Annotated in this window: 23 protein-coding genes; 19 read left to right on the plus strand and 4 right to left on the minus strand. The window is 72.2% G+C overall.

The features are described from left to right. The first annotated feature begins 177 nt into the window (after positions 1-177). On the plus strand, positions 178-618 hold the full coding sequence (locus VGD70_RS28320) for a MarR family winged helix-turn-helix transcriptional regulator (protein WP_331086626.1): 441 nt from the start codon (positions 178-180) through the stop codon (positions 616-618). Positions 619-722: 104 nt separating this feature from the next. After that, a complete protein-coding gene (locus tag VGD70_RS28325; protein ID WP_331086628.1) occupies positions 723-2255 on the plus strand; it encodes a DHA2 family efflux MFS transporter permease subunit in 1533 nt (510 codons plus the stop codon). Positions 2256-2325: 70 nt separating this feature from the next. Here the strand turns inward: VGD70_RS28325 and VGD70_RS28330 are convergent, their stop codons facing one another. Then, positions 2326-3375, minus strand: a complete 1050-nt coding sequence (locus VGD70_RS28330; protein WP_331086630.1) for an oxidoreductase — start codon at positions 3373-3375, stop codon at positions 2326-2328. Positions 3376-3510: 135 nt separating this feature from the next. Here VGD70_RS28330 and VGD70_RS28335 point away from each other — a divergent pair, with 135 nt between their 5' ends. Continuing rightward, positions 3511-3996 carry a PH domain-containing protein gene (locus VGD70_RS28335; protein WP_331086673.1) on the plus strand — a complete coding sequence of 162 codons (486 nt, stop codon included), beginning with the start codon at positions 3511-3513 and terminating at the stop codon, positions 3994-3996. Between the two features lie 303 nt (positions 3997-4299). Continuing rightward, on the plus strand, positions 4300-5805 hold the full coding sequence (locus VGD70_RS28340) for a PH domain-containing protein (protein WP_331086632.1): 1506 nt from the start codon (positions 4300-4302) through the stop codon (positions 5803-5805). 37 nt (positions 5806-5842) lie between these two features. Here the strand turns inward: VGD70_RS28340 and VGD70_RS28345 are convergent, their stop codons facing one another. Further along, positions 5843-6268, minus strand: a complete 426-nt coding sequence (locus VGD70_RS28345; protein WP_331086634.1) for a GNAT family N-acetyltransferase — start codon at positions 6266-6268, stop codon at positions 5843-5845. Positions 6269-6335: 67 nt separating this feature from the next. On the opposite strand from VGD70_RS28345, the gene VGD70_RS28350 reads away from it, so the two are divergent. Continuing rightward, positions 6336-6917 carry a TIGR03086 family metal-binding protein gene (locus VGD70_RS28350; protein WP_331086636.1) on the plus strand — a complete coding sequence of 194 codons (582 nt, stop codon included), beginning with the start codon at positions 6336-6338 and terminating at the stop codon, positions 6915-6917. A gap of 6 nt (positions 6918-6923) precedes the next feature. On the opposite strand, the gene VGD70_RS28355 is transcribed toward VGD70_RS28350, so the two are convergent. Beyond that, entirely contained in the window at positions 6924-7751 is an 828-nt protein-coding gene (locus VGD70_RS28355; RefSeq protein WP_331086638.1) for an rRNA adenine N(6)-methyltransferase family protein, read from the minus strand. 180 nt (positions 7752-7931) lie between these two features. On the opposite strand from VGD70_RS28355, the gene VGD70_RS28360 reads away from it, so the two are divergent. From VGD70_RS28360 to VGD70_RS28390, 7 genes are all read left to right on the plus strand, one after another. Next, positions 7932-8993 carry an FAD-dependent oxidoreductase gene (locus tag VGD70_RS28360; RefSeq protein ID WP_331086640.1) on the plus strand — a complete coding sequence of 354 codons (1062 nt, stop codon included), beginning with the start codon at positions 7932-7934 and terminating at the stop codon, positions 8991-8993. Between the two features lie 43 nt (positions 8994-9036). Then, a complete protein-coding gene (locus VGD70_RS28365) occupies positions 9037-10410 on the plus strand; it encodes an FAD-binding oxidoreductase (RefSeq protein ID WP_331086642.1) in 1374 nt (457 codons plus the stop codon). 21 nt (positions 10411-10431) lie between these two features. Further along, positions 10432-11985 carry an acetolactate synthase large subunit gene (locus tag VGD70_RS28370; protein ID WP_331086644.1) on the plus strand — a complete coding sequence of 518 codons (1554 nt, stop codon included), beginning with the start codon at positions 10432-10434 and terminating at the stop codon, positions 11983-11985. Between the two features lie 35 nt (positions 11986-12020). Then, positions 12021-12308, plus strand: coding sequence for an NAD(P) transhydrogenase subunit alpha (locus VGD70_RS28375; protein ID WP_331086646.1), 288 nt, complete (start codon positions 12021-12023; stop codon positions 12306-12308). A gap of 71 nt (positions 12309-12379) precedes the next feature. After that, on the plus strand, positions 12380-13705 hold the full coding sequence (locus VGD70_RS28380) for an NAD(P)(+) transhydrogenase (Re/Si-specific) subunit beta (RefSeq protein WP_414638082.1): 1326 nt from the start codon (positions 12380-12382) through the stop codon (positions 13703-13705). Between the two features lie 357 nt (positions 13706-14062). Beyond that, positions 14063-15763, plus strand: coding sequence for an AMP-binding protein (locus VGD70_RS28385; RefSeq protein ID WP_331086650.1), 1701 nt, complete (start codon positions 14063-14065; stop codon positions 15761-15763). Between the two features lie 102 nt (positions 15764-15865). Then, entirely contained in the window at positions 15866-17620 is a 1755-nt protein-coding gene (locus VGD70_RS28390) for an MFS transporter (RefSeq protein WP_414638081.1), read from the plus strand. Between the two features lies 1 nt (position 17621). Here VGD70_RS28390 and VGD70_RS28395 read toward each other — a convergent pair whose 3' ends face one another. Continuing rightward, positions 17622-20486, minus strand: coding sequence for a helix-turn-helix transcriptional regulator (locus tag VGD70_RS28395; protein WP_331086652.1), 2865 nt, complete (start codon positions 20484-20486; stop codon positions 17622-17624). 168 nt (positions 20487-20654) lie between these two features. Between VGD70_RS28395 and VGD70_RS28400 the strand changes: the two genes are divergently transcribed. The 7 genes from VGD70_RS28400 (at position 20655) to VGD70_RS28430 (ending at position 24743) form a co-directional block, all read left to right on the plus strand. After that, positions 20655-21380, plus strand: a complete 726-nt coding sequence (locus tag VGD70_RS28400; protein ID WP_331086654.1) for a class I SAM-dependent methyltransferase — start codon at positions 20655-20657, stop codon at positions 21378-21380. Positions 21381-21487: 107 nt separating this feature from the next. Continuing rightward, positions 21488-21694: a hypothetical protein gene (locus tag VGD70_RS28405; RefSeq protein ID WP_331086656.1), complete on the plus strand. Its 207-nt coding sequence runs from the start codon at positions 21488-21490 to the stop codon at positions 21692-21694. A 41-nt stretch (positions 21695-21735) separates the two neighbouring features. After that, complete coding sequence (locus tag VGD70_RS28410; RefSeq protein WP_331086658.1) at positions 21736-22356, plus strand: CDP-alcohol phosphatidyltransferase family protein; 621 nt, start codon at positions 21736-21738, stop codon at positions 22354-22356. 49 nt (positions 22357-22405) lie between these two features. Further along, entirely contained in the window at positions 22406-22786 is a 381-nt protein-coding gene (gcvH, locus tag VGD70_RS28415; protein ID WP_331086660.1) for a glycine cleavage system protein GcvH, read from the plus strand. A 94-nt stretch (positions 22787-22880) separates the two neighbouring features. Beyond that, positions 22881-23333, plus strand: a complete 453-nt coding sequence (gene garA, locus VGD70_RS28420; protein WP_331086662.1) for a glycogen accumulation regulator GarA — start codon at positions 22881-22883, stop codon at positions 23331-23333. Positions 23334-23352: 19 nt separating this feature from the next. Then, the gene (locus tag VGD70_RS28425; protein ID WP_331086664.1) at positions 23353-24096 is read left to right on the plus strand and encodes a MerR family transcriptional regulator; all 744 of its coding nucleotides are present in this window, start codon (positions 23353-23355) and stop codon (positions 24094-24096) included. Positions 24097-24269: 173 nt separating this feature from the next. After that, positions 24270-24743 (plus strand): bifunctional nuclease family protein, encoded by a 474-nt coding sequence (locus tag VGD70_RS28430; protein ID WP_075134004.1) that lies wholly within the window; start codon positions 24270-24272, stop codon positions 24741-24743. Positions 24744-24745: the final 2 nt, after the last annotated feature.

Here is a 24745-nt window from a genome sequence, read left to right on the forward strand (position 1 = left end):
GGGACCGTGACGGCACCCAGCCACCACCCACCTCGATACCCGCACTATTCGCTGGGACGCAACGCACACTTTTAATCCCGGGGAGGCGGACTGAGTCGCCGGTCACAGTCACTTGCAGTTAGTTTCGTCGGTGAGATGATTGCACCCGTGAAACTAACCGCGTCCTCGGTCGAGTCGGTGACCGATGACGTGATGGGTTTCCTGTCGCACCTGAAGAAGAGCGGCGAGGCCCACATATTGGGTGTCGCGCGCGGTCTCGACCTGTCATTCTCCCAACTGCGTGCCATGTTCGTGCTCGCCGACTGCCAGGAGGAACTGGCCGTCCACGAGCTCGCGGAACATCTAGGGCTGTCCATGGCGACCGCGGGTCGCGCCGTGCAGGCGCTCACCCGGGCCGGCATGGTCACGCGCAGGGAGGACGAGCAGGACCGCAGGGTCAAGCGGGTGAGCCTGTCCGAGCACGGCCGCGAGCTGGTGGCCGGGTTCGTGCACGCGCACCATGCGGCCGTCCGCGAGTGTGTCGAGTCGCTCAGCGACCGCGAGCGAGAGCAACTCTCCGAGGCATTGGCGCCGATTCTCGCTCGGGGGGACCAACCGACAACATCAACCGCCTGCTAGGCAAGGGGAAAGCTTTGACGGAACCACAATCTCCGACGTCCGCCGCGGGGGCGGCGACGCACGCGTCGGAGAAACTCGACCGAAGGGTCCTCTCGATCGGCGGGGTGGTCGTCCTCGGCGCGATCATGGCGATGCTCGACATCACCGTGGTCAACGTCGCGCTCGACCGGCTGATCATCGAGTTCCACACGACGCTCGACCAGATGCAATGGGTCGCCACCGGCTACACGCTGGCGCTCGCCACGGTCATCCCGCTCAGCGGCTGGGCCGCTGACCGGTTCGGCACCAAGCGGATCTACCTCACCGCGGTGTTCCTGTTCATGCTCGGCTCCGCGGCGGCCGGCACCGCCTGGTCGACCGAGTCCTTGATCATGTTCCGGGTCCTGCAGGGCCTCGGTGGCGGCATGCTGATGCCGCTCGGCATGACGATCCTCACCAGGGCGGCCGGGCCCGAGCGGGTCGGCCGGGTGATGGCCGTGCTCGGCGTGCCGATGCTGATGGGCCCGATCGTCGGCCCCATCCTCGGCGGCTGGCTCGTCGATGACGTGTCGTGGCGGTGGATCTTCTTCATCAACGTGCCGGTCGGCATCATCTCGCTGATCCTCGGTGCCAAGATCCTGGACAAGGACGAGCCGCAGCCGACGCAGAAGCTCGACGTGCTCGGCCTGGCGCTGCTCTCGCCGGGGCTGGCCGCGCTGATCTACGGCCTGGCGCAGGTGCCCTCGCACGAGGGCTTCGGGTCTCCCGAGGTGTACCTGCCCGCGATCGGCGGTGCGATCCTCGTGGCGGCGTTCATCTGGCACGCCGCTCGGACGCCGAACGCGTTGATCGACCTGAAGCTGTTCCGGGACCGTGGGTTCTCGGTGGCATCGATAACGATGGTGTTGTTCGTCGTCGCCTTCTTCGGCGCCATGCTGCTGTTCCCGCTGTACTTCCAGCAGGTGCGGTTCGAGGGCGCGCTGTCGGCGGGCTTGCTGCTGGCCCCGCAGGGCATCGGGGCGATGATCGCGATGCCGATCGCCGGCCAGATCGTGGACCGCGGCGGCGCGGCCCGGCTGGTGCAGCTCGGGCTGCTGGTCATCGTCGGCTCGATGGTGGTGTTCACCCAGCTGGGCGCGGACACGTCGTACTGGACGATCGGCATCGCGCTGTTCGTGATGGGCCTCGGCATGGGCATGACGATGATGCCGATCATGTCGATCGCGCTGAAGACGCTCAAGCCGGAGAACGTGGCCCGCGCGTCGACCAGCCTGAACATCATCCAGCAGGTGGCCGCGTCCATCGGTACCGCGATGCTGTCGGTGATCCTGTTCAACGAGACCAAGGCCCGGCTGGCGCCGGTGCTGGCCGAGATCGCGGCGTCGCAGCCGCCGGGCACCAAGCCCCCGGCGATGACGTCCATGCAGGACCTGCCGGAGCAGGTGCGGTCGATCCTGGCCCCGCCGATGGCCGATGCCTACGCCACGACGTTCGTGTGGGCACTGGTGCTGCTGGCGGTCGCGTTCGTGCCGACCCTGTTCCTGCCGCGCGGCAAGGTCGGCCCGGCGCCCATCGAGCCGGTGGCCGGCTCGACCGGCCTCGAGTCCGCCGAGCCCTCGGTGGAGCCGGAGCGCGTCACGGAAGGCGAACGTCGCTGACCTGACCGGACGACGAAGGCGCCGGGAGTCCACATCGGACTCCCGGCGCCGTCGCGTGCGGATGCTTCGCTCAGCCGAGGTGCAAGGTGGCCACCCGGCCCTGGGCGCCGGAGGCCCAGCAGGCGCCGTCCCGGCCGCAGTCCACCGAGTCGAACGTGCCGTCGTCGAACTGCGTCCAGCGGCGGCCGCCGTCGACGCTCACGTCGCTGCCGGTCGGGCCCACCGCGATGAGCAGCGAGCCGAGGAACGGGTGGTAGACCACGGCGGACCGGTAGCCCCGCGGCGAGTTCACGGGCTCGCGCCAGGTGCGGCCGGCGTCGGTGGTCAGCGCCAGGTTGTGGTCGCCGCCGGTGGGGTCGCGGTAGTCGCCGCCGATCGCGATGCCCTGCCGCGGGGTGCGGAACGCGACCGCGAACACGCCCGCGCTCGAACCGCCCGCGAGCGGCGTGTCGCTCGCCGTCCACGTGTGGCCGCGGTCGGCGGAGTGCAGCACGCGGGCGGTGGTCGCGCCGCCGGTGGCGATCCAGGCGTCGCGCCTGCCCGCCACGGTGACGCACTGGCCGCTGGCGGAGAACTCGAACTCGCCGTCGAGCGCGGGCGGGACACCCTCGTCCGGCACCAGCCGCCACGACCGGCCGCCGTCCGAAGTGGACAGTATGCGGAAGTGGCCGTCCACCGGGTCGCCGGCGACGAGCCCGTTGCGCTCGTCGAAGAACGCGACGCAGTCGTAGAACGCGGCGGCCTCGGTGTTGCGGAACGTCTCGGTCCACGTGGCGCCGCCGTCGGTGGTCCGGTAGATCCGCGAGTCCTCGCCGTTGCCGATCGACAGCGCCACCGCGGTCCGCGCGTCGAACGCCTCGATGTCGCGGAAGTCGAGGTTCGCGGTGCCGGGCGGGCCCACCCGCGCCCAGGTCCGGCCGCCGTCCAGCGTCCGCAGCACGGTGCCGCGGGCGCCGCTGGCCCAGGCGACCTGCCGGCTGATCACGGACAGGCCGCGCAGCTGCGCGTCGGTCCCGGTCGGGGTGAGCCGCCACGACAGCGGGTCCGCGCCCGCGGTGCCGGTCGGTGCCACCACCAGCGCGGCCAGGACGAGCAGGACAATCGACAACACACGCTTCATGGGTCGGCAAGATAGCCGAGCGGTGTCAACCAAGGGAATGACGAGCGGAGTCGTTCTTCGGGCCGACGCGGGCGCACACGCGTCCCGCCTACCGTCCCGGGAAACCGAGTGGGGGAGGAGAACAGGGTGCACGAGGTGGTGCGGCTGCGGCCGCCACGCAACCAGGTCGAGCGGCGGGCGGTGGGCTACTGGCTCACCAACGAGCTGCTGTCCGCGCTGGTCCCGGCGGCCGTCCTGGCCGTGCTGGCGGTCTTCATCACGCCCGCCCGGCCGTGGCTGCTGCTCGCGATGGGTGTCGTGCTGGTCATCGGCGTGCCGTACGGGATCGTCGTGCCGTTCTGGCGCTACCGGGTGCATCGCTGGGAGGTCACCGAGGACGCCGTCTACACGCGCACCGGCTGGCTGTGGCAGGAGTGGCGGATCGCGCCGATGTCCCGGATCCAGACCGTGGACACCGCGCGGGGACCGCTCGAGCAGCTGTTCCGGCTGGCGAGCGTCACGGTCACGACGGCGTCGGCGGCCGGGCCGCTCAAGATCCAGGGGCTGGACCACGAGCTGGCCGCCGACCTGGTGGAACGGCTGACCGAGACGACCCAGGCCAACCGCGGAGACGCCACGTGAGCGGGAGCCGGAGCGTTCGCCGTCCGGACAGTGAGCGGGAGCGCCGGAGCGTTCGCCGTCTGGACGCGTGAGCGGGAGCGCCGGAGCGTTCGCCGTCTGGACTGACGAGCGCGCGCAGGCGCGTCAGGGCCGAGCACGTGAGGAGGGAAGACGGCGAGTAGCGGAGGAGCGGAGCGAACCATCCAGCACAGGAGCGCGGGCGCGCCAGCGCCGAGCACGTGAGGAGGGAAGACGGTGAGTAGCGGAGGAGCGGAGCGAACAATCCAACACGTTCAGCGGAACGAACCATCCAACACAGTTCCGGTGCGGCCGGGCGCGGACTGGCAGCGGCTGCATCCGCGCACGGTCGTGGTCACCGCGCTGACCATGGCCGGGCTCGGCGTGTCGATCGCGACGCCGATCGTGCTCGGCATGCTGCGTGGCGGCGACGCGGCCGGTCCGGTGCTGCTGATCGCGCTCGGCGGGGTCGTCGTGCTCACCGGGGTGAGCGCGCTCGCCGACCGGGTGCGCTGGCGGCACACGAGCTACCGGGTCACCGACGAGCGGGTCGAGCTGCGGTACGCCTGGGTGCTGCACAAGCTGCGGTCCATCCCGCGGGAGCGGGTGCGCACGGTCGACCTGACCGCCAACCCGCTGCTGCGGGCGTTCGGGCTCACCAAGGTCAAGATCGGCACGGGGCAGCAGGCCACCGGGCAGCAGAGCCAGCTCACGCTCGACCCGGTGAGCCGGGCGCACGCGGAGGAGCTGCGCCGGGTGCTGCTGGACCACGAGGACCCGGCCTCGGCCCCGGTCGCGCCGGCGGCCGGCCGGCCGATCGCCGAGCTCGACTGGGCCTGGCTGCGGTACGCGCCGATCTCGGTGACCACGCCGATCCTCGGCGCGGCCGCGTTCGGCGCGGTGATGCAGGCCTCGGACTGGTTCAACCTGCAGGGCGCGGTGTTCTCGACGGTCCGCGACCTGTTCGGCGGCCTGCCGCTGGTCGGGCTGGTCGCCGTGCTCGTCGCGGTCGGGCTGGTGGTCGGGTTCGTGGGGTCGCTGGGGCTGTTCGTGGAGATGTGGTGGCGCTACCGGCTCACCCGCGAGAAGGGGACCCTGCGCGTCCACAGAGGACTGTTCACCACCCGGTCGCTGTCGCTGGAGCACCGCAGGCTGCGCGGGGTGGACGTGTTCGAGGCGCTCGGCGCGCGCGTGCTCGGCGCCGCCCGGGTCGACGTGGTCGCCACCGGGCTGCGGGCCGCGTCCGACAACGAGAAGTCCGACCCGAAGACCCTGCTCCCGGCCGCGCCGATCGGGATCGCCCAGCGGGTGGCGGCCGAGGTGCTCGGCGCTTCTGCATTGTCCGATGTGGACATTCAGGCGCACCCGCCCGCCGCGCGTGCCCGGCGGCTGCGCTGGGCGGTGTTCGGCGTGGCCGCGGTGGTGGCGGTGCCGGCGTTGCTGGGGGCGCTGCTCACGGTGGTGCTGCTGCACCTGGCGTGGATCGCCGCGGTGGTCCTGTTGCCGATCGCGATCGCGCTGGCGATGGACGACTACCGCAACCTCGGCCACGGCCTGTCCGGCGACTACCTGGTGACCCGGTACGGCGCCGGCAGCCGGCACACGGTCGCGCTGGTGCGCGGCGGCATCATCGGCTGGACGATCCGCAGCTCGCCGTTCCAGCGCCGCGCCGGCCTGCTGACGCTCGCCGCGACGACCGCCGCGAACAACGGCGAGTACCTGGTCCGCGACGTCGGCGAGGCCGAGGGCCTGCGCCTCGCGGCCGACGCCGTACCGGGACTGCTCACGCCGTTCCTGGAACCACGGCGATGATGTCGGCCTCGACGGCACGGTGCCGAGCGGCCGGTCGTCACTCGCTGATGGGCGCGTTCTTGCCGGGGCGCTCGAGGTAGGTGGTGTCGGGCTCGTGGAACCCGAACCGGCGGTAGAGCTCGTGCGCGTCGGCGGTGTGCAGCATCCAGCGGAACTCCGCGCCCGGCCCGTCGTCGATCATCGCCTTGACGAGGGCCTTGCCGATGCCCGCGCCGCGTGCCTCGTCGAGCACGAACACGTCGGCGAGGTAGGCGAGCGCCACACCGTCCGACACCGCGCGGGCGAACCCGACCATGGCGCCCGTGTCGGCCCGGTAGGCCCCGACGACCCGCCAGGACCCGGCGAGCTGGCGCTCGACCTGGCCCCGGTCGCGCCAGCGGCCCCAGTAGGCCTGAGTGGACATGAACTGCCACACGACGTCCACGTCGATCCGGTCGGGGTCGTCGTCGAGCACGTGGTTCATGCGGCCGATCCTAGGATGTCGCGTTCGTACAAGTGCCGCTGGTCGCGGGGCGCATAGCGTCCGGGACATGGAACTGCACGAGATGATGGCAAGGGCCGCTGCCGCGGCGGTCGAGGTCGCCCGCGACGTCGCGCCCGCGCAGCTCGACGAGCCGACGCCGTGCCCGGAATGGGATGTCCGGGCGCTGGTGAACCACCTGATGTTCTGGTCCGCGTTCCGCTCCGAGCTGGCCGCGCGCAAGCAGACCGCGCCGGCGGACGACCCGATCACCGAGCAGACCGACCTCACCCGCGGCGACTGGGCCGAGACGCTGGCGTCCCAGCTGGACAAGGCGGTCGCCGCGTGGGCCGAGCCCGGTGCGACCGAGGGCAACACCGGTCTCGCGGGAGGCTCGATGCCCGCCCGGATGATCGGCATGATGATGGTCGGCGAGCTGGTGGTGCACGGCTGGGACCTCGCCCGCGCGACGGGCCAGGAGCTGGCCACCGACCCGGCGGTCCTGGAGACGGCCCACGAGATGACGGCGGCGATGGGTCCGCAGGGACGGGAGATGGGCGCGTTCGGCGCGGAGGTGGCCGTGCCGGAGTCGGCGCCGCTGCTGGACCGTGTCCTGGGCCTGAGCGGCCGCGACCCGCACTGGACGCCCTGAGCCGCCTCATTCGCGGAGCGAGCGGGGCAGCCGGGGCGGGCTGATCGACCCGTTGGCGGCCAACGTGATCGCCACCGTCGTCCAGTGTCGGATGTGGACCTCCGCGGCCGGCTGGGCCGGGTCCGTGTCGTGGTCGCGGAGCAGGCGGTGGGCGAGCCGGTGGGTCACCAGGTCGCCCAGGACGTGGCGGGCCTGGGCGGTCGGGCGGCGGTGGACGGCGTCCAGCAGGGGCCACAGGATCGCCTGCGCCCGGGTGTCCACACCGGACCGCCGGCGGATCGACAGGTGGGCCGCGTCCACGGCCGGCGCGGGGGTGAAGCACCGGGCCGGGATACGGCGCACCAGGCGCAGGTCGAACCGGGCCGCCCACCACGCGGTCTCGAGGTCACGCGGGCGGCGCGCGGTCAGCCGCCGCGCCAGGCCCCACTCGACCACGACCTCGGCGAGCGCGAGGCGGCCCGGGACCGGGGTCAGCAGGCGGCGCAGCAGTGGCGTCGACACGGCGAACGGGATGCTCGCGACCACCGCGAAGTCCCGCCGGGGCAGGCGAACCACGCGCAGGTCGTCGTGCACCACCCGGACGTGGGGACTCCCGTCGAAGCGGCGGCGCAGCGCCCGGACGAACGCCTCGTCGCGTTCCACGGCCAGGACGCGGGAACCGGTGCCGGCCAGTGGGGCGGTGATCGTCCCCGGGCCGGCGCCGAAGTCGATCACGAGGTCGCCGGCGCCGACGCCGGAGCCGCGGACGAGCCCGTGGACCACCCGCGGGCACGACAGGAGGTGGACACCGGACGAGGTCGGACGGACGGCACGCGGCCGTCGCTGGGTAGGCACGGAAGGCTCCAGGCACGAAGTGGGAAAGGGGTGCGTGGAGACAGCGACGGCCGGACCCGGCAGAGGGGTCAGCGCGAGACGCGAGCTAGGAGACCGCCGCTGTCAGCGACGGCGCAGCCTTATCGAAGCGGCCATACGACCCACGGTAAGTCGCTGGGCAACCGAATTAGGCTGCGAGGCATGGTTGACGTCCTCGTGATCGGCGGCGGCATGGCCGGCGTGTCGATCGCCTACGAGCTCGCCGCACACGCGAGCGTCCTCCTCACCGAGGCCGAGCCGAGCCTCGCCGAGCACACGACCGGCCGCTCCGCCGCGATCTACGCGCCCAGCTACGGCGGCCCCATCGTGCGCGCGCTGACCGTCGCGAGCGGGCCGCGCTACCGGGCGCTGGAGACCGAGCTGGACACCCCACCGCTGCTCACCCCGCACGGGTCACTGTGGATCGCGATCGACGACGACGGGGTCGAGCACCTCGCGGCCCTGCCCGCGGAGCCGGTGTCGCCGCGGCGGGCCCGCGAGCTGTGCCCGGTCCTGCACGACGTGCGCGCCGCCGGGTGGGACGACACGGCGAGCGACATCGACGTGATGGCCCTGCACCACGGCTACGTGCGCGGTCTGCGGGCCCGCGGCGGCACCGTCCGCACCACCGGCCCGGTCACCGCGCTGCGCCGGGACGGCAGGGGCTGGCGCGCCGACGTGGGCGAGGACGAGGTCCGGGCCGAGGTCGTGGTGAACGCCGCCGGCGCGTGGGCCGACGAGCTCGCCGACAAGGCCGGCGTGCCGGCGATCGGCCTGCGCCCCATGCGCCGCACGCTCGCGCTCGCCTCCGGCGCGGTGCCGGCCGACCCGGCCTGGCCGCTCGTCGCGGACGCCGCCGACCGGTTCTACTTCCGCCCCGAGGGCCGGCACCTGCTGATCTCCCCGGCCGACGAGACCCCGAGCGAGCCGTGCGACGCCAAGCCCGACGAGCTCGACGTCGCGCTCGCCATCGAGCGCATCAACGCGGCCACGACGCTGCGCCTGCGCTCGGTCCACACGGCGTGGGCGGGGCTGCGCTCGTTCGTCGCCGACCGCGCGCCCGTGGTCGGCGCGTGGCCGGACCACCCCGGCTTCGTGTTCTTCGCCGGGCAGGGCGGCTACGGCATCCAGATGGCACCCGCGCTCGCCGCGCTGGGCGCCGCCGTCGTCCTCGGCCGGCCGGTGCCCGGCGACGTGCCGGCGCGGGACGTGTCGCCGCGATGATCGGCGAACTATGGTTGACAGCGCACGAAAGGGAAGGAGTCCAATGGCGGACATCGAGGCCAGGCTCGGGGAGATCGTCGGCGCGGAGCACGTGCTCTCCGGCGACGCCATCGGGGAGGACTACACCCACGACGAGACACTGACCGTCGAGCCGACCCGGCCCGCGCACGTCGTGCGCCCGGCCGGCGCCGAGGAGGTCGCCGCCATCCTCACCCTCGCCGCGGAGACCGGCACCCCGGTCACCGCGCGCGGCAGCGGCACGGGCCTGTCCGGCGCGGCCACCCCGCGCGCCGACGGCCTCCTCGTGTCCTTCGAGCGGATGAACGAGATCCTCGAGATCGACACCGACAACCACGTCGCGGTCGTCCAGCCCGGGGTCACGCTCACCGAGCTCGAGGCACGCACCGCCGAGGTCGGCATGGTCTACCCGGTCTACCCGGGCGAGCTGTCCGCGAGCCTCGGCGGCAACGTCAACACCAACGCCGGCGGCATGCGCGCGATCAAGTACGGCGTCACCCGCCACCACGTCCTCGGCCTGCAGGCGGTGCTGCCCACCGGCGAGGTCATCCGCACCGGCGGCAAGTTCGTCAAGGCCAGCACCGGCTACGACCTCACCCAGCTGATCGTCGGCTCCGAGGGCACGCTCGCGCTCGTCACCGAGGCCGTCCTCAAGCTCCAGCCCAGGCTCACCCACCAGGCCACGGTCCTCGCGCCGTTCCCCGACCTCGAGTCGGTCGCCCGCGGGGTGCCCAAGGTCGTCGGCAGCGGCATCGGCCCGCTGATCCTGGAGTACATCGACGCGCTCACGATGGGCGCGATCACCTACACCTCCGGCCTGCAGCTCGGCATCCCGGACCAGATCCGCGACACCGCGCAGGCCTACCTCGTGGTGATGCTGGAGAACAACGCGCCCGAGCGGCTCGACCAGGACGTCGAGGCGGTCGGCGTGCTGCTCGGCGAGCTCGGCTCGCTCGACACCTACGTGCTGCCCGGCCCGGCCGCCCGCAAGCTCATCGAGGCCCGCGAGCGGGCGTTCTTCACCGCCAGGGGCGCGGGTGCCGACGACATCATCGACACCGTGCTGCCGCGTGCGGCGCTGCCCGACTTCTTCGCCAAGGTGCTGGAGATCGCGCAGGGCCACCAGACGCTGGTCGTCGGCTGCGGGCACGCCGGCGACGGCAACGTGCACCTCGCGGTGTTCCAGAAGGACCCCGACGTGCGGCACAAGGTCCTGCACGAGCTGTTCGCCACCGGCATGTCCCTCGGCGGGGCGATCTCCGGCGAGCACGGCATCGGGCACGAGAAGAAGCGGCACTTCCTGGAGCTGGAGGACCCCAACAAGGTCGAGCTGATGCGGCGCATCAAGCACGCGTTCGACCCGAAGGGCATCCTCAACCCCGGCGTGCTGTTCGACTGAGGGGACGAGAAAGAAGTGACGATGAACGGCGCCCAGGCGCTGCTGCGGACCCTCGTCGACGGCGGCGTCGACGTCTGCTTCGCCAACCCCGGCACCTCCGAGATGCACTTCGTCGCCGCGCTCGACGCGGTGCCCGAGATGCGTGCGGTGCTGGGCCTGTTCGAAGGGGCCGTCACCGGCGCGGCCGACGGCTACGGCCGGATGGCCGAGCGGCCCGCGGTCACGCTGCTGCACCTCGGCCCGGGCATGGCCAACGGCCTCGCCAACCTGCACAACGCCCGCCGCGCGCACACCCCGATCATCAACGTCATCGGCGACCACGCCCGCTACCACAAGGGCTTCGACGCGCCGCTGGAGTCCGACATCGACGCGCTGACCGGCTGGCTGCACGGCTGGTCCCGCACGTCCAAGGCGCCCGAGGAGGTCGGCGCGGACGCGGCCGCCGCGATCGCCGCGTCGCTCGCCCAGCCTGGCCAGCTCGCCAACCTCGTGCTGCCCGCGGACGTGTCCTGGTCCGAGGGCGGCGTGGTCGGCGAGCAGGTCGAGGCGCCCGCCGCGGTCCCGGTCGACGACGACCGGGTCGCGCAGCTCGCCTCGGTCGTGCGTAGCGGCGAGCCCACCGTGCTGCTGCTCGGCCACGGCACCACCCGCGAGCGCGGGCTGGTCGCCGCGAGCCGGATCGCCGTGGCCACCGGGGTGAAGCTGTTCGCCGAGACGTTCCCGGCCCGTATCGAGCGCGGCGCGGGCCTGCCCAACGTCGAGCGGCTCGGCTACCTCGCCGAGCAGGTCCAGTGGCAGCTCTCCGACGTCAAGCACCTGGTGCTCGTGGGCGCCAAGTCGCCGGTGTCGTTCTTCGCCTACCCGGGCAAGCCCAGCGAGCTCGTGCCGGACGGCTGCCAGGTGCACGTGTTGTCGGTGCTCGGCGAGGACGGCACGGGTGCGTTGGAGCACCTGGCCGACGAGGTCGCCGCGGACACCAGGCCCGTGCTGCAGGAGCCCGTCCGGCCCGGCCTGCCCAGCGGCGCGCTGACCCCGCAGAACTGGACCGAGGTCATCGGCGCGCTGCTGCCCGAGGGCGCGATCGTGTCCGACGAGGCCAACACGTCCGGCGTGATGATCCCGATGACCACCGCCGGCGCCCCGCGACACGACGTGCTGACGATCACCGGCGGCGCGATCGGCCAGGGCCTGCCGGTCGCGGTCGGCGCCGCGGTCGCCAGCCCGGACCGCCCGGTCGTGTGCCTGCAGGCCGACGGCAGCGCGATGTACACGGTGTCCGCGCTGTGGACGATGGCGCGCGAGGGCCTCGACGTCACCACGGTGCTGCTGAACAACCGCGCCTACGCGATCCTGCGGATGGAGCTGGCCCGGGTCGGCGCCGAGGAGACGGGCCCGAAGGCGAGCCAGCTCCTCGACCTGTCCGGCCCGGACCTGGACTTCGTCGCGCTCGCGCAGGGCATGGGCGTGCCGGCCAGCCGCGCGACGACCGCGGAGGAGCTGGCCGACCAGTTCGCGAAGGCCCTCGCCGAGCCCGGCCCGCACCTCATCGAGGCGATGGTGCCGCCGCTGGTCTGAGCCCGGTCCCTTCTTCAACGGCGAAGGAGCATTCGATGTTGGTGCAGAACCTGGCGGTGCTGGTGTTGGCCGGCTTCGTCGGCTTCGCGGTGATCTCCAAGGTCCCGAACACGCTGCACACCCCGCTGATGTCCGGCACGAACGCCATCCACGGCATCGTGGTGCTCGGCGGGTTCATCGTGCTCGGGCAGGGCGCGGACGGCGTGCTGAACAAGATCCTGCTGGTGGTGGCCATCGCGTTCGGCACCATCAACGTGGTCGGCGGGTTCCTCGTCACCGACCGGATGCTGGGGATGTTCAAGGACCGGGACGTCAAGAAGTGACCTGGATCCACGACGAGGCGTTCATCCAGAGCCTCTACATCGTCGCGTTCGCGCTGTTCATCTACGGCCTCATGGGCCTCACCGGCCCGCACACCGCGGTGCGCGGCAACAAGCTCGCCGCGCTCGGCATGGCGGTCGCGGTCGGCGCGACGCTGCTCACGCCGGGGCTCGGGAACTGGTGGCTGATCCTGCTCGGCGTCGCCATCGGCACGGCGGTGGGCGTGCCGGCCGCGCGCAAGGTCCGGATGACCGCGGTGCCGCAGATGGTGGCGTTGTTCAACGGCGTCGGCGGCGGGGCGATCGCGTTGATCGCGTGGGTGGAGTTCCGCGACAGCGAGGGTTTCTCCCACCAGCCGGAGTACGTCGCGGTGGCGTCGCTGTTCGCGGCGATCGTCGGCTCGGCGTCGTTCTGGGGGTCCACGGTCGCGTTCGGCAAGCTGCAGGAGATCCTGCCCGGCCGGCCGATCAGCGTCGGCCGGCTGCAGCAGCCGCTGAACCTGGTGACGGCGCTGGCCGCGGTGACGTTCGGCGGCGTCATCGTCGCCGGTGGCCAGGCGGAACCGCTGATGGCCGGCCTGCTCCTCACATCGTCGGTGCTCGGGGTGGTGGTGGTGCTGCCGATCGGCGGCGCGGACATGCCGGTGGTGATCTCGCTGCTCAACGCCGCCACCGGGCTGTCCGCCGCGGCGATGGGGCTGGCGCTGGACAACACCGCGCTGATCGTCGCGGGCATGATCGTCGGCGCGTCCGGGTCGATCCTGACGAACCTGATGGCCAAGGCGATGAACCGGTCCATCCCGGCGATCGTCGCCGGCGGGTTCGGCGGCAACGGGTCCGGCGGCGGCACCGTCGAGGCCGGCGACCGGGCGGTGCGCCGCACCAGCGCCGCGGACGCCGCGATCCAGCTGGCGTTCGCCCGCCAGGTGATCGTGGTGCCTGGCTACGGGCTCGCGGTCGCGCAGGCCCAGCACGCGGTGCGCCAGCTGACCGGCCTGCTGGAGACCAAGGGCGTGGCGGTGTACTACGCGATCCACCCGGTGGCCGGCCGGATGCCGGGCCACATGAACGTGCTGCTGGCCGAGGCCGACGTGCCGTACGAGCACCTGCGCGAGATGGACTCGATCAACGGCGAGTTCGCCAGAACCGACGTCACCCTGGTCATCGGCGCGAACGACGTGACGAACCCGGCCGCGCGCACCGACCCCACCTCCCCGATCTACGGCATGCCGATCCTCAACGTCGACGAGAGCCGCTCGGTGATCGTGCTGAAGCGCTCCATGCGCCCAGGCTTCGCCGGCGTCGACAACGAACTCTACTTCGACCCCCGCACCAGCCTCCTGTTCGGCGACGCGGAGTCCTCGGTGCACGACATCACCGAGGAGCTCAAAGCCCTGTGAGCGGAGTGATCGAGCGTTCGCCGGCTGGCCCGTGAGCGGGAGCGACGGAGCGTTCGCCGTCTGGACGCGTGAGCGGGAGCGACGGAGCGTTCGCCGTCTGGACTGACGAGCGCGCGCAGGCGCGTCAGCGCCGAGCACGCGAGGAGGGAAGACGGCGAGTAGCGGAGAAGCGAAGCGAACCATCCAATACAGGAAGCGCGGGCGCGTCAGCGCCGGGCATCGCACGGAGGAAGACGGCGAGTAGCGGAGAAGCGGAGCGAACAATTCAACACAGTGAGCGGAGCGAACCATCAGACACAGCCAGCGGCGGGCATCGCACGGAGGAAGACGGCGAGTAGCGGAGGAGCGGAGCGAACAATGGACACAGCCAATTTCCGGGCGGCGCGGGACTTCCTCCTCGACTACCGGGAGGACTACCACCGGGCGACGGCGGAGTTCGACTGGCCGAGCCTGACCGAGTTCAACTGGGCGCTCGACTGGTTCGACGTCGTCGCGGCGAGTGAGCCGACCGCCAGCCGGCTCGCGTTGTGGATCGTCGAGGAGGACGGCTCGGAGCAGAAGTGGACCTTCGCCGACCTGTCCCGGCGGTCCAACCAGGTGGCGAACTGGTTGCGCGCGGCGGGTGTCCGGCGCGGCGACCGGCTGATTCTCATGCTGGGCAACCAGGGTGAGCTGTGGCAGGTGATCCTCGCCGCGATGAAGCTCGGCGTGGTGCTGATCCCCGCGTCGACCCTGCTCGGCGCGGCCGACCTGCGCGACCGGGTGGACCGCGGCCGGGCGGCGCACGTCGTGGTCCGGTCCGAGGACACGGCCAAGTTCGCCGACGTGCCCGGGGCCTACACGAGGATCGCCGTCGGCGAGCCGGTCGAGGGCTGGCTGGACTTCGCCGACACCGAGGGCGCGTCGGCGGACTTCACCCCCGACGGCCCCACCCGGGCGGACGACACGCTGCTGCTGTACTTCACCTCCGGCACGACCGCGCGCCCGAAGCTGGTGCGGCACACCCACGTGTCCTACCCGGTCGGCCATCTGTCCACTATGTACTGGATCGGCCTCGAGCCCGGCGACGTGCACCTCAACATCTCCTCGCCGGGCTGGGCCAAGCACGCGTGGAGCAACGTGTTCGCGCCGTGGAACGCCGAGTCGACGGTGTTCATCTACAACTACCCGCGCTTCGACCCCGCCGCCCTGATGTCCCAGATGGACCGGTGCGGCGTCACCTCCTTCTGCGCGCCGCCAACGGTATGGCGGATGCTGATCCAGGCCGACCTCACCCAGCTCCAGGTGCCGCCGGCCAAGGTCGTCGGCGCGGGTGAGCCGCTCAACCCCGAGGTCATCGAGCAGGTCTCGAAGGCGTGGAACGTCACGATCCGCGACGGCTTCGGCCAGACCGAGACGTCGGTACTGGTCGCGAACACGCCGGGCCAGCCGGTGAGGCCGGGGTCGATGGGGCGCGCGCTGCCCGGCTTCGGCATCGCGCTCGTCGACGCGTCGGGGGTGCCGAGCGACGAGGGGGAGCTCTGCATCGACCTGTCCCGGCGGCCGGTGGGGCTGATGGTCGGCTACGCGGACGACGACGAGCGCACCGACGAGGCCATGCGCGACGGCTTCTACCACACGGGTGACGTCGGTTCCCGGGACGCGGACGGCTACATCACCTACGTCGGCCGGGCCGACGACGTGTTCAAGGCGTCGGACTACCGGATCTCGCCGTTCGAGCTCGAGAGCGTGCTGATCGAGCACGAGGCGGTGGCCGAGGCCGCGGTCGTCCCGTCGCCGGACCCGATCCGGCTGGCCGTGCCGAAGGCGTACGTGGTGCTGGCCGCGGGGCACGAGGCGTCGGCGGACACCGCGCGGTCGATCCTCGCGTTCGCCCGCGAGCAGCTCGCGCCGTACAAGCGGATCCGCCGGCTGGAGTTCGCCGACCTGCCGAAGACGATCTCGGGCAAGATCCGCCGGGTCGAGCTGCGCGGCCGGGAGCACGAGGTCCACGGCGACCCGGCGGCCACGGTGGCGGGGGAGTACCGCGAAGAGGACTTTCCCGACCTGAAGGGCTGAGGTCGACCGCGGCTCCAGTGGGATTCGACACGGGTCCTTAGCAGTGTGAACTACTTCGAGTTAGCCTTGCTAAGGAACCTTGTCGAAGGGGGCGTTTCGATCTTGTCGCGGTTGCGGTCACTGGAAGAGCTAGGCCCGCACTACAAATGGATCGCGCTGTCCAACACGACGCTCGGCATGCTGATCGCCACGATCAACTCCTCGATCGTGCTTATCGCGCTGCCGGACGTGTTCAAGGGCATCGGGATCAACCCGCTCGACCCGGGCAACACCAGCTACCTGCTGTGGATGATCATGGGCTTCCTGATCGTCACCGCGGTACTGGTGGTGAGCTTCGGCCGGCTGGGGGACATGTACGGCCGTTCGCGGATGTACAACCTCGGCTTCCTGATCTTCACGGTCTCGTCGATCCTGCTCGCGGTCACGTGGATGAGCGGGGACGCCGGGGCGCTGTGGCTGATCGGCTGGCGGGTGATCCAGGGCATCGGCGGCGCGTTCCTGATGGCCAACTCCAGCGCGATCCTCACCGACGCGTTCCCGGCCAACCAGCGCGGTCTCGCGCTCGGCATCAACGGCGTCGCCGCGATCGCCGGCTCGTTCCTCGGGCTCGTCGTCGGCGGCGTGCTCGCGCCGATCGACTGGCACTGGGTCTTCCTCGTGTCCGTGCCCTTCGGCGTGATCGGCACGATCTGGGCCTACCTCAAGCTGCACGACACCTCCGAGCGCCAGCACGCGAAGATGGACTGGGCCGGCAACATCACCTTCGCGGCCGGCCTGATCGCGGTGATGGTCGCGATCACCTACGGCCTGCAGCCCTACGGCGGCCACACGATGGGCTGGACCAGCCCGTGGGTGCTCGGCGCGCTGATCGGCGGCCTGCTGGTGCTGGTGCTGTTCGGGGTCATCGAGACGCGGGTGGCCAACCCGCTGTTCAACCTGTCGCTGTTCCGGATCCGGGTGTACAGCCTGGGCAACCTCGCCAACCTCATGGCCTCGCTCGGCCGCGGCGGGCTGCAGTTCATCCTGATCATCTGGCTGCAGGGGATCTGGCTGCCGCAGCACGGCTACAGCTACGAGCAGACCCCGCTGTGGGCCGGGATCTACATGCTGCCGATGACCGCCGGGTTCCTGATCTCCGCTCCGCTGTCCGGGATCCTGTCCGACCGCCGCGGCGCGCGGTTCCTCACCACCGGCGGGATGATCATCACCGCGCTGACGTTCTACGCACTGACCGTGCTGCCGGTCAACTTCTCCTACCCGGCGTTCGCCGCGCTGCTGCTGGTCAACGGGATCGGCATGGGCATGTTCACCGCGCCGAACCGGTCCGAGGTGATGAGCAGCCTGCCCAGCAACGCCCGCGGTGCCGGCGCCGGCATGAACGCGACGTTCCAGAACGCGGCGATGGTGCTGTCGATCGGGATCTTCTTCAGCCTGATCATCGCCGGCCTGAGCACCTCGCTCCCGGGGACGCTGAGCGGCGGGCTCGAGGCGCACGGTGTGTCGGTGGCGCAGGCGGACCAGATCGCCCACCTGCCCGCGGTAGGCGTGCTGTTCGCGGCGTTCCTCGGCTACAACCCGATCCAGCAACTGCTCGGCGGTTCGGTGAGCCACCTGTCGCCGGACCAGGCGAGCTTCCTCACCGGGCACAGCTTCTTCCCGAGCCTGTTGACCCAGCCGTTCGCCGACGGCCTGCACGTGGCGTTCTGGTTCGCGATCATCGCCAGCGTGATCGCCGCGGCGGCGTCCTGGTTCGGCCGGCCGCGCAAGGGCCGGCTCGAGGTCGCCGCGGCGCTGTCGCACGACCGGGACGTGGCGCACGCGACGAAGGAGGCGGCGGTCCGCGGCTCGGGCTCCTGAGTCATCCGCGGCGGCGCTGGGCCAGCGCCGCCGCCTGGATGCGGCTCTTGAGGCCGAGCTTGCGCAGGATGTTCGACACGTGGACGCTCGCCGTCTTCGTGGAGATGAACAGCTCGCCGGCGATCTCGGGGTTCGTCAGGCCCCGGCCGAGCAGGTCCAGCACCTCGGCCTCGCGCGCGGTGAGGCCCAGCGGGTCCTCCGGCGGCTGGTCGGGCAGCGCCGCCGACAGCGGGATCCGGGCCCGCTCGGCCAGCGCCCGCGCCATGGCGGCGAGCGGCTCGGCCCGTAGCTCGGTGGCCACCGCCGCGGCCGCGGTCAACGCCGACACCGCCCGCTGGCGCGGTCCTCGCGCGAGCAGCACCGCCTCCGCCTCGCGGAACCGCGCGTACGCCGTGAGGTGCCGGTCGTGGCTCGACTCCGCGGCCGCCGACGCCCACGCCGCCGGGGACGGCGTGCCGAGCCGGGTCCGCTCGGCCCGCGCCACCGCCCACCAGCGCCGCGTCCGCGGGAGCGCCACCGCGCCGTCGCTCTCGAGCGCGGCCAGGTGCGCCGAGCCCGCGGTGAGCACGGCGTCCGCGGCGGCCCGCGCGGCCTCCAGGTCGGCGGCGGCGCCGGACGCGCGCGCGTCGTCGACCGCCGCGGCCTCCACCCGGACGCCGACCGCCACGAGCCGGGCCGCGCGGTGCTGGTTGTCCGCCGACATCGCCACCCGCAGGCCCTCCGCCACCGCCGCCCGCGCGTCGGCCCACCGCCGCTCCTCGATCGCCAGCAGCGCCTGCAACGCCGACAGCTCGGTGCCGAACTGCACGTCGTCCTGCCCGGTCAGCACCTCCGCGCAGCGGTCGAGCAGCGCGGTCGCCTCGGCCCGCGCGCCGCGCTTGAGGTAGAGGTCGGCGCGGGTGAGGTCGACGGGCAGCCGGGTGAACGCGTCGGCCGCGGGGTCCGACGGGTCCTCCGAGGAGTCGAGCGCCTCGTCCCACCGGTGCAGCTCCGCCAGCGCCCGGACCTGGTTGCCGACGATCAGCAGCAGGTAGAAGTCGAAGCCGAACTGGCCGGCCCGCTCGACCCCCTCGCGGGCCATGGCCAGCGCCTCCCGCGGCCGGTCGACCCACACCAGCGCCTCCGGGTGGTTGGCGTAGCTGACCCCGAGCATCCGCGGCTCGCGCGTCTCGTCGGCCACCGCCAGGTGCCGCCGCAGGTACCCGAGCCCGGCCTCGACGTGGCCGAGCCCGACCTCGCACAGGCCCAGCACCATCAGCCCACGCGCCAGCGACGTCCGGTCGCCCGCGGCCTCCGCGACCGGCAGCAGCGCGGTCGCGTGCTCGATCGCCTGCCGGTGCCGCGACGACAGCATCGCCAGCCCCGCGCGCCGGGCCAGGATCGGCACCCGCGCCGGCGAGTCGGCCGGGATCAGCTCCAGCGCGCGCTCGTTGGCCTGCCGGGACAGCGGCCAGTCGGCCGACGCCCATGCCCGGTAGGACAACACCGCGTAGGCCAGCGCCACCCGTTCCGGGTCGGTGTGTTCATCCAGCTCGGTGATTCGCTGCCGGGTCAGCTCGACCGCGCGTGGGTTGCGGCTGGCCAGGCTCGCCGCCTCGGCCGCCCGCTCCAGCAGCGTGTCCAGGTCGACGCCGGCCAGCTCCGCCGGCTCGGCCGCCGACCCCCACCAGCGCAGCGCCCGCTCGTAGTGCACGTGGGCCTCGGCCGGCGCGAAGCCCGCGCTCGCCGCGTCGCCCGCGCGGACCGACGCCACGAGCGCCTCGGCCGGCTCGCCGGCCGCGTCCCAGTGGTGGGCGAGCTCCGCGGCCGAGGCCGCGCCGGGCCGGCCGTCGAGCAGCCGCGCCACCCGGCCGTGCGCGGCCCGCCGCTCGCCGGGCAGCAGGTCGGCGTAGATCGCCTCGCGGATCAGCGCGTGCCGGAACGCATAGCCGTCCCCGCCGCCGTCCCCGCTGCCGTTCTCGCCGGTGGTCACCAGCTGCCCGTGGTGGATCAGCTCCCGGACCGCCGTGTCGAGGTCCACTTGGGATAGTCCGGCGAGCCCCGCGAGCAGGTCGTGGCCGGCGGTGCGGCCGGCCACCGAGGCGAGCCGGGCGAGCTGGCGGGCGCCCGGGCTGAGCCGGGCCAGCCGGGTGATCACGACCTCGCGGACGGTCTGCGGCACCTCGCCGCGCGCCGGCCACGCGGCCACGAGCTCCTCGGTGAAGAACGGGTTGCCCTCGGCCCTGGTCAGCAGCACCTTCACCATCTCGGCGGCCGGCTCGACGCCGAGCAGGCCACGGGCGAGCGCGGTGGTCTCCGCCGGGTCCAGCGGCGGCAGCCGCAGCCGCTCGCAGTGCGGCAGCCGGCCCAGCTCGGCGACCATGCCGGCCACCGGGTGGTCGCCGGCGATCTCGCCGCTGCGGTGCGTGCCGACCTGCAGCACGGGTGCGTGCCGCAGCGCGCGCTGGAGGAACACGAGCAGGTCCCGGGTCGACGCGTCCGCCCAGTGCAGGTCCTCCAGCACGAGCAGGACCGGCCGCCCCGCGGTGGCGATCGCCTCGGCGACCCGGCGGAACTCACCCGCCCGACCGTCGCCGCCCGGCTGCCCCGCGAAGAACGCGGACGGGATGGTGGCGAGCGCCTCGGCGAAGGGCGCGTAGGGGAGGTCGGCCTCGAGCTGCAGGCAGCCGCCGGTGAGCACGGCCGCGCCCGACTCGGCGGCCCGCTCGGCGAACCGCTGGACCAGCCGGGTCTTGCCGACGCCGGCGTCCCCCTCGACCAGCACCAACCGCCCGGCGCCACCTGCCGCGTCGGTCAGCGCAGCGTCCAGTACGGCGAGCTCCGCCCGCCTGCCGATGAGTTCCGGCGCCGACACCCGTCTTGGCACCGCGTAAGTATTCCACCGTCGGTGACCTGGGCTGCTCCAATCGTCTAAGACATTGGGCCATCCGATTTGAGTCTTTGCCCAATGTGTAGCGGTGCGGAATCCCTGACGATGAACTCGACGAATACGGCGGCAGGGAGCCCCAGCATGGCCTCAGCAAGCACCGCACCCATGGTTCTGGATGTTCCGCATCGGCACGACCGGCACAGCCCGCTGCACCGCGCGATCCTGCGCGCGCTCGGACCGCTGACCGGGATGCGCCTGCTGGACGTCGGCTGTGGCGTCGGGCTCTTACTGCGGGCCGCGGAGCGCAGGGGTGCGCTGGTGGCCGGGGTCGACACGGCGGTCGAGCGGCTGGAGATCGCCCGCTGGGCGCTGCCGGACGCGGACCTGCGGGAGGGCGACGTCGACGCGCTGCCCTTCGACAACGGCACGTTCGACGTCGTCACCGCGTGCGGCGGGACCGGCGGCACCGCGGTCCTCGCCGAGCTCATCCGGGTCGTGCGGCCCGGCGGGCGCGTCGCGGTCGGCGGCTGGGTCCACCCGGCCGGGTGCTGGGCGGCGACGTTCGGCGAGCACCTGCGCCGGCTGACCCGGCGCGACTCGGTCCCCCTCGCCGACGACCCCGGGCTGGAGGCCGGCCTGCGTGCCGCGGGCCTCGCCGTGCTGGCCAGGGGCGAGGTCGGCTGCCCCGCGCGGTACCCGAGCCTGGCCGCCGCGTGGGCCGCGATGCTGGGCAGCGAGCAGCTGCTGCAGGCCATCCGGCTCGCGGGGGAGCGGGCCGTGTACGACGCGTTCGTCGCCTCGGTCGAGCCGGCGGTGGGAGCCGACGGCACGGTCCTGCTGTCGAAGGCGTTCCGATACGCCGTCGCGATGGTGCCGGTGCGTAACTCCTGATTTGCGGAATGGTGAACGTCTGCCACTCGATCGTGGATGGGGTTAACGCCCGGGGCGAAGTTGCCGAAAGAAAGTTGCGGAACGACCGTTCGACCCTGCGAGATGAGATGAGCAGCGAAACCCCGCGCAATTCCCTGCCGACCACCCCGTGCAGCGTGGTGTGGAGCCGCGGCCACGCCTACGTCCGGGAGGGTGCGCTCGGCCGCTCCCGCTGGGTGGGCGTCGACGACCGGGGGCGACCGCAGTCGCTCACCGACGCGGACCTGCACCGCCGCGGCTGGACCCGCACCCGCGAGACCGCGGAGCAGCGCTGATCCCACTCCGAACCGGGCCGCCAGGCAATACAGTCGGCGGCATGGTCGAGGACACGCAGCCCGTACAGCCGCAGGAAGTCGCGGAGCTGCCCGATCGGCTGTGGACCGTCCCCAACCTCCTCAGCATCGTCCGGCTGGCCCTCGTGCCGGTCTTCCTCTGGCTGCTGCTGGGCCCGAAGGCCGACGGCTGGGCGCTCGCGATCCTCGTCTACGCCGGCGTCTCGGACTGGGCCGACGGCAAGATCGCCCGGCTGTTCAACCAGGCCAGCAGGCTCGGCGCCATGCTCGACCCGGCCGCCGACCGGCTCTACACGCTGGCCACGGTCGTCGCCTTCGTGGCGCGCGACATCGTGCCGTGGTGGATCGCCGCCCTCCTCGTGGGCCGCGACGTCGTCGTCGGCATCTGCATCTGGGTACTCGGCCGCAACGGGTTCGCCCCACCGGAGGTCACCTACATCGGTAAGGCGGCCACCTTCAACCTCCTGTACGCGATGCCGCTGCTGCTGCTCGCCCAGGGCGCCTCCACGGCGGCCACGATCATCCGCCCGGTGGCCTACGCGTTCGCCGTCTGGGGCGGCGCCCTGTTCCTGTGGTCGGGGGTGCTCTACCTGGTGCAGACACGCGCGGCACTGCGGTCGTCTGCCCGGCCCGCGCCCATCTAGGATTCGGCCGACACATCTGTGGAGACATGTCGAGCGTGAGGATGGGGCCGTGACGCCGGAGGACCTCAAGTACACCGAAGAGCACGAGTGGCTGGCCGGCAAGGCCGGGACCGTGCGGGTCGGCATCACCGACTACGCCCAGCAGCAGCTCGGCGACGTGGTCTTCGTGGAGCTGCCCGAGGTCGGCAAGACGGTGCACGCGGGCGACCCCGTCGGCGAGGTCGAGTCCACCAAGAGCGTCTCGGAGATCTTCGCCCCGGTCGCCGGGGAGATCACCGCGGTCAACGCCGCCCTCGACGGGTCGCCGGAGCTCATCAACAGCGACCCCTACGGCGAGGGCTGGATCATCGAGCTCTCGGTCGCCGACCCGGCCGCGCTGGACGGCCTGCTCGACGCCGGCGCGTACCAGGAGCTGACCGAGAAGGACTGAGCGCGCGACGCGGGGGACCTCGCTGTCTGGCCTGCTGATCGCGCACGGTACGTTTGCACTCGTAGAAGTCAGCACCAGCAGGAGGAGAGCTCAGGTGAGCACCAACGACGGGCCCGGCGTCCCGCCGGAGCAGTCTCCGGAGCGGACTTCCGTGTTCCGGGCCGACTTCCTCGCCGAGGTGGAGGGGTCCGAGGCGCCGCCCGCGGAACCGTCCGTCGCCGGTGTGGACGCCCTTCCGGCCGGTTCGGCCCTTCTGGTGGTCAAGCGCGGGCCCAACGCGGGCTCCCGCTTCCTGCTCGACCGGGACACCACCAGCGCCGGCCGGCACCCGGACAGCGACATCTTCCTCGACGACGTCACGGTCTCCCGCCGGCACGCGGAGTTCCGGCGTGAGGGTGGCGAGTTCGTGGTCATCGACGTCGGCAGCCTCAACGGCACGTACGTCAACCGCGAGCCGGTCGACCAGGCCGTGCTCGCCGGCGGCGACGAGGTCCAGATCGGCAAGTTCCGCCTGGTCTTTCTCACCGGCACCAGCCACGGATCCTAGGTCCGCGTAGGGGGTCGGGGTGACGGCTGCCGGGCGGCCAGCGGGCGAGGGGTTGAGCATCGGCGTGGTGCTCAGCCGGCTCCGGTCGGAGTTCCCGGACGTCACCATCTCCAAGATCAGGTTCCTGGAGTCCGAGGGGCTGATCCAACCTGCCCGCACGGCGTCGGGGTACCGCCAGTTCACCCCGGCCGACGTGGCCCGGCTGCGGTTCGTGCTCGCCGCCCAGCGCGATCACTACCTGCCGTTGAAGGTGATCAAGGAGCAGCTCGATGCCGCGGATCGCGGGGAGCCCGACCAGCAGTCGCCGGACCCCGCCACGCGGCCACCGCGCGGGCTGATGTCCGTGCCAGCGAACGGGTTGCCCAGCGCGGCGGAGTTCGCCGAGGAGCCGTTGCGCCGGCTCACCAAGGAAGAACTGCTCGAGCAGGCCGGCATCGACGCGGCCACGCTGGGCGAGTTGGAGCAGTACGGGCTGGTCCGACCGGGCGCGGCGGGGTTCTACGACACAGAGTCCGCGATGGTCGCGCGGATGGTCCGCACGATGGCCGGCTACGGCATCGAGCCACGGCACCTGCGGGCGTTCCGGGCGTCGGCCGACCGCGAGGTGGGGTTGCTGGAACAGATCGTCGCGCCGATGTACCGCCAGCACGCCGAGGACGCGCGAGGCCGGGCCGACGAGGCGATCCGTGAGCTGGCGGCGCTCTCGGTGGGGCTGCACACCCTTCTTGTGAAGGCTGGGTTGCGCCAGATTTCGGGCAGGTAAGCTTGAAGATCAACCGGACGGCGTGTCACGGCACGTTGTCGCATCGTGACGCGGATCGCTACCTGATTACACAAGCGTCGGGACCAGATGGCGGGTAGCGTCGAGGCCAACGATGAGCGATCCTCGAACGTGTGGGTGTGCACATCCTCGCTGAGCGAAGGGAGGCGAACCCGATGAGCGAGATGCGAGTCGTGGGCGTGCGGGTGGAACTGCCCGCCAACCAACCGATCTTGCTGCTGCGCGAGACCGATGGTGAGCGATACCTCCCGATCTGGATCGGCTCGGTGGAGGCCACCGCGATCGCCTTGGAGCAGCAGGGCGTCCGGCCGGCTCGGCCACTGACGCACGATCTGCTCAAGGACGTGATCGGGGCGCTGGGCCGCGAGCTGGAGCAGGTCCGCATCACCGACCTGCGCGAGGGCACGTTCTTCGCCGAGCTGGTCTTCGACGGCGACATTCGGGTCTCGGCCAGGCCCAGTGACTCGGTCGCCTTAGCTCTGCGGATCGGCGTCCCCATCCACGCCGAGGACTCGGTCCTCCAGGAAGCCGGCCTCATCATCCCGGACGAGCAGGAGGACGAGGTCGAGAAGTTCCGCGAGTTCCTCGACTCCGTCTCCCCGGAGGACTTTCGCGGAGCGGATACCTGAGG

The sequence above is a fragment of the Actinophytocola sp. genome (assembly GCF_036402745.1).
GTDB lineage: Bacteria > Actinomycetota > Actinomycetes > Mycobacteriales > Pseudonocardiaceae > Actinophytocola.

Excerpts from the sequence above, each read along its gene's own strand:
- VGD70_RS28360 (WP_331086640.1), top strand. The coding sequence starts at position 7,932 with ATGGTTGACGTCCTCGTGATCGGCGGCGGCATGGCCGGCGTGTCGATC.
- VGD70_RS28410 (WP_331086658.1), top strand. The coding sequence starts at position 21,736 with ATGGTCGAGGACACGCAGCCCGTACAGCCGCAGGAAGTCGCGGAGCTG.
- VGD70_RS28375 (WP_331086646.1), top strand. The coding sequence starts at position 12,021 with ATGTTGGTGCAGAACCTGGCGGTGCTGGTGTTGGCCGGCTTCGTCGGC.
- VGD70_RS28330 (WP_331086630.1), bottom strand. The coding sequence starts at position 3,375 with ATGAAGCGTGTGTTGTCGATTGTCCTGCTCGTCCTGGCCGCGCTGGTG.
- VGD70_RS28400 (WP_331086654.1), top strand. The coding sequence starts at position 20,655 with ATGGTTCTGGATGTTCCGCATCGGCACGACCGGCACAGCCCGCTGCAC.
- VGD70_RS28370 (WP_331086644.1), top strand. The coding sequence starts at position 10,432 with ATGAACGGCGCCCAGGCGCTGCTGCGGACCCTCGTCGACGGCGGCGTC.
- VGD70_RS28385 (WP_331086650.1), top strand. The coding sequence starts at position 14,063 with ATGGACACAGCCAATTTCCGGGCGGCGCGGGACTTCCTCCTCGACTAC.
- VGD70_RS28365 (WP_331086642.1), top strand. The coding sequence starts at position 9,037 with ATGGCGGACATCGAGGCCAGGCTCGGGGAGATCGTCGGCGCGGAGCAC.
- VGD70_RS28405 (WP_331086656.1), top strand. The coding sequence starts at position 21,488 with ATGAGCAGCGAAACCCCGCGCAATTCCCTGCCGACCACCCCGTGCAGC.
- VGD70_RS28350 (WP_331086636.1), top strand. The coding sequence starts at position 6,336 with ATGGAACTGCACGAGATGATGGCAAGGGCCGCTGCCGCGGCGGTCGAG.
- VGD70_RS28380 (WP_414638082.1), top strand. The coding sequence starts at position 12,380 with ATGGGCCTCACCGGCCCGCACACCGCGGTGCGCGGCAACAAGCTCGCC.
- VGD70_RS28345 (WP_331086634.1), bottom strand. The coding sequence starts at position 6,268 with ATGAACCACGTGCTCGACGACGACCCCGACCGGATCGACGTGGACGTC.
- VGD70_RS28430 (WP_075134004.1), top strand. The coding sequence starts at position 24,270 with ATGAGCGAGATGCGAGTCGTGGGCGTGCGGGTGGAACTGCCCGCCAAC.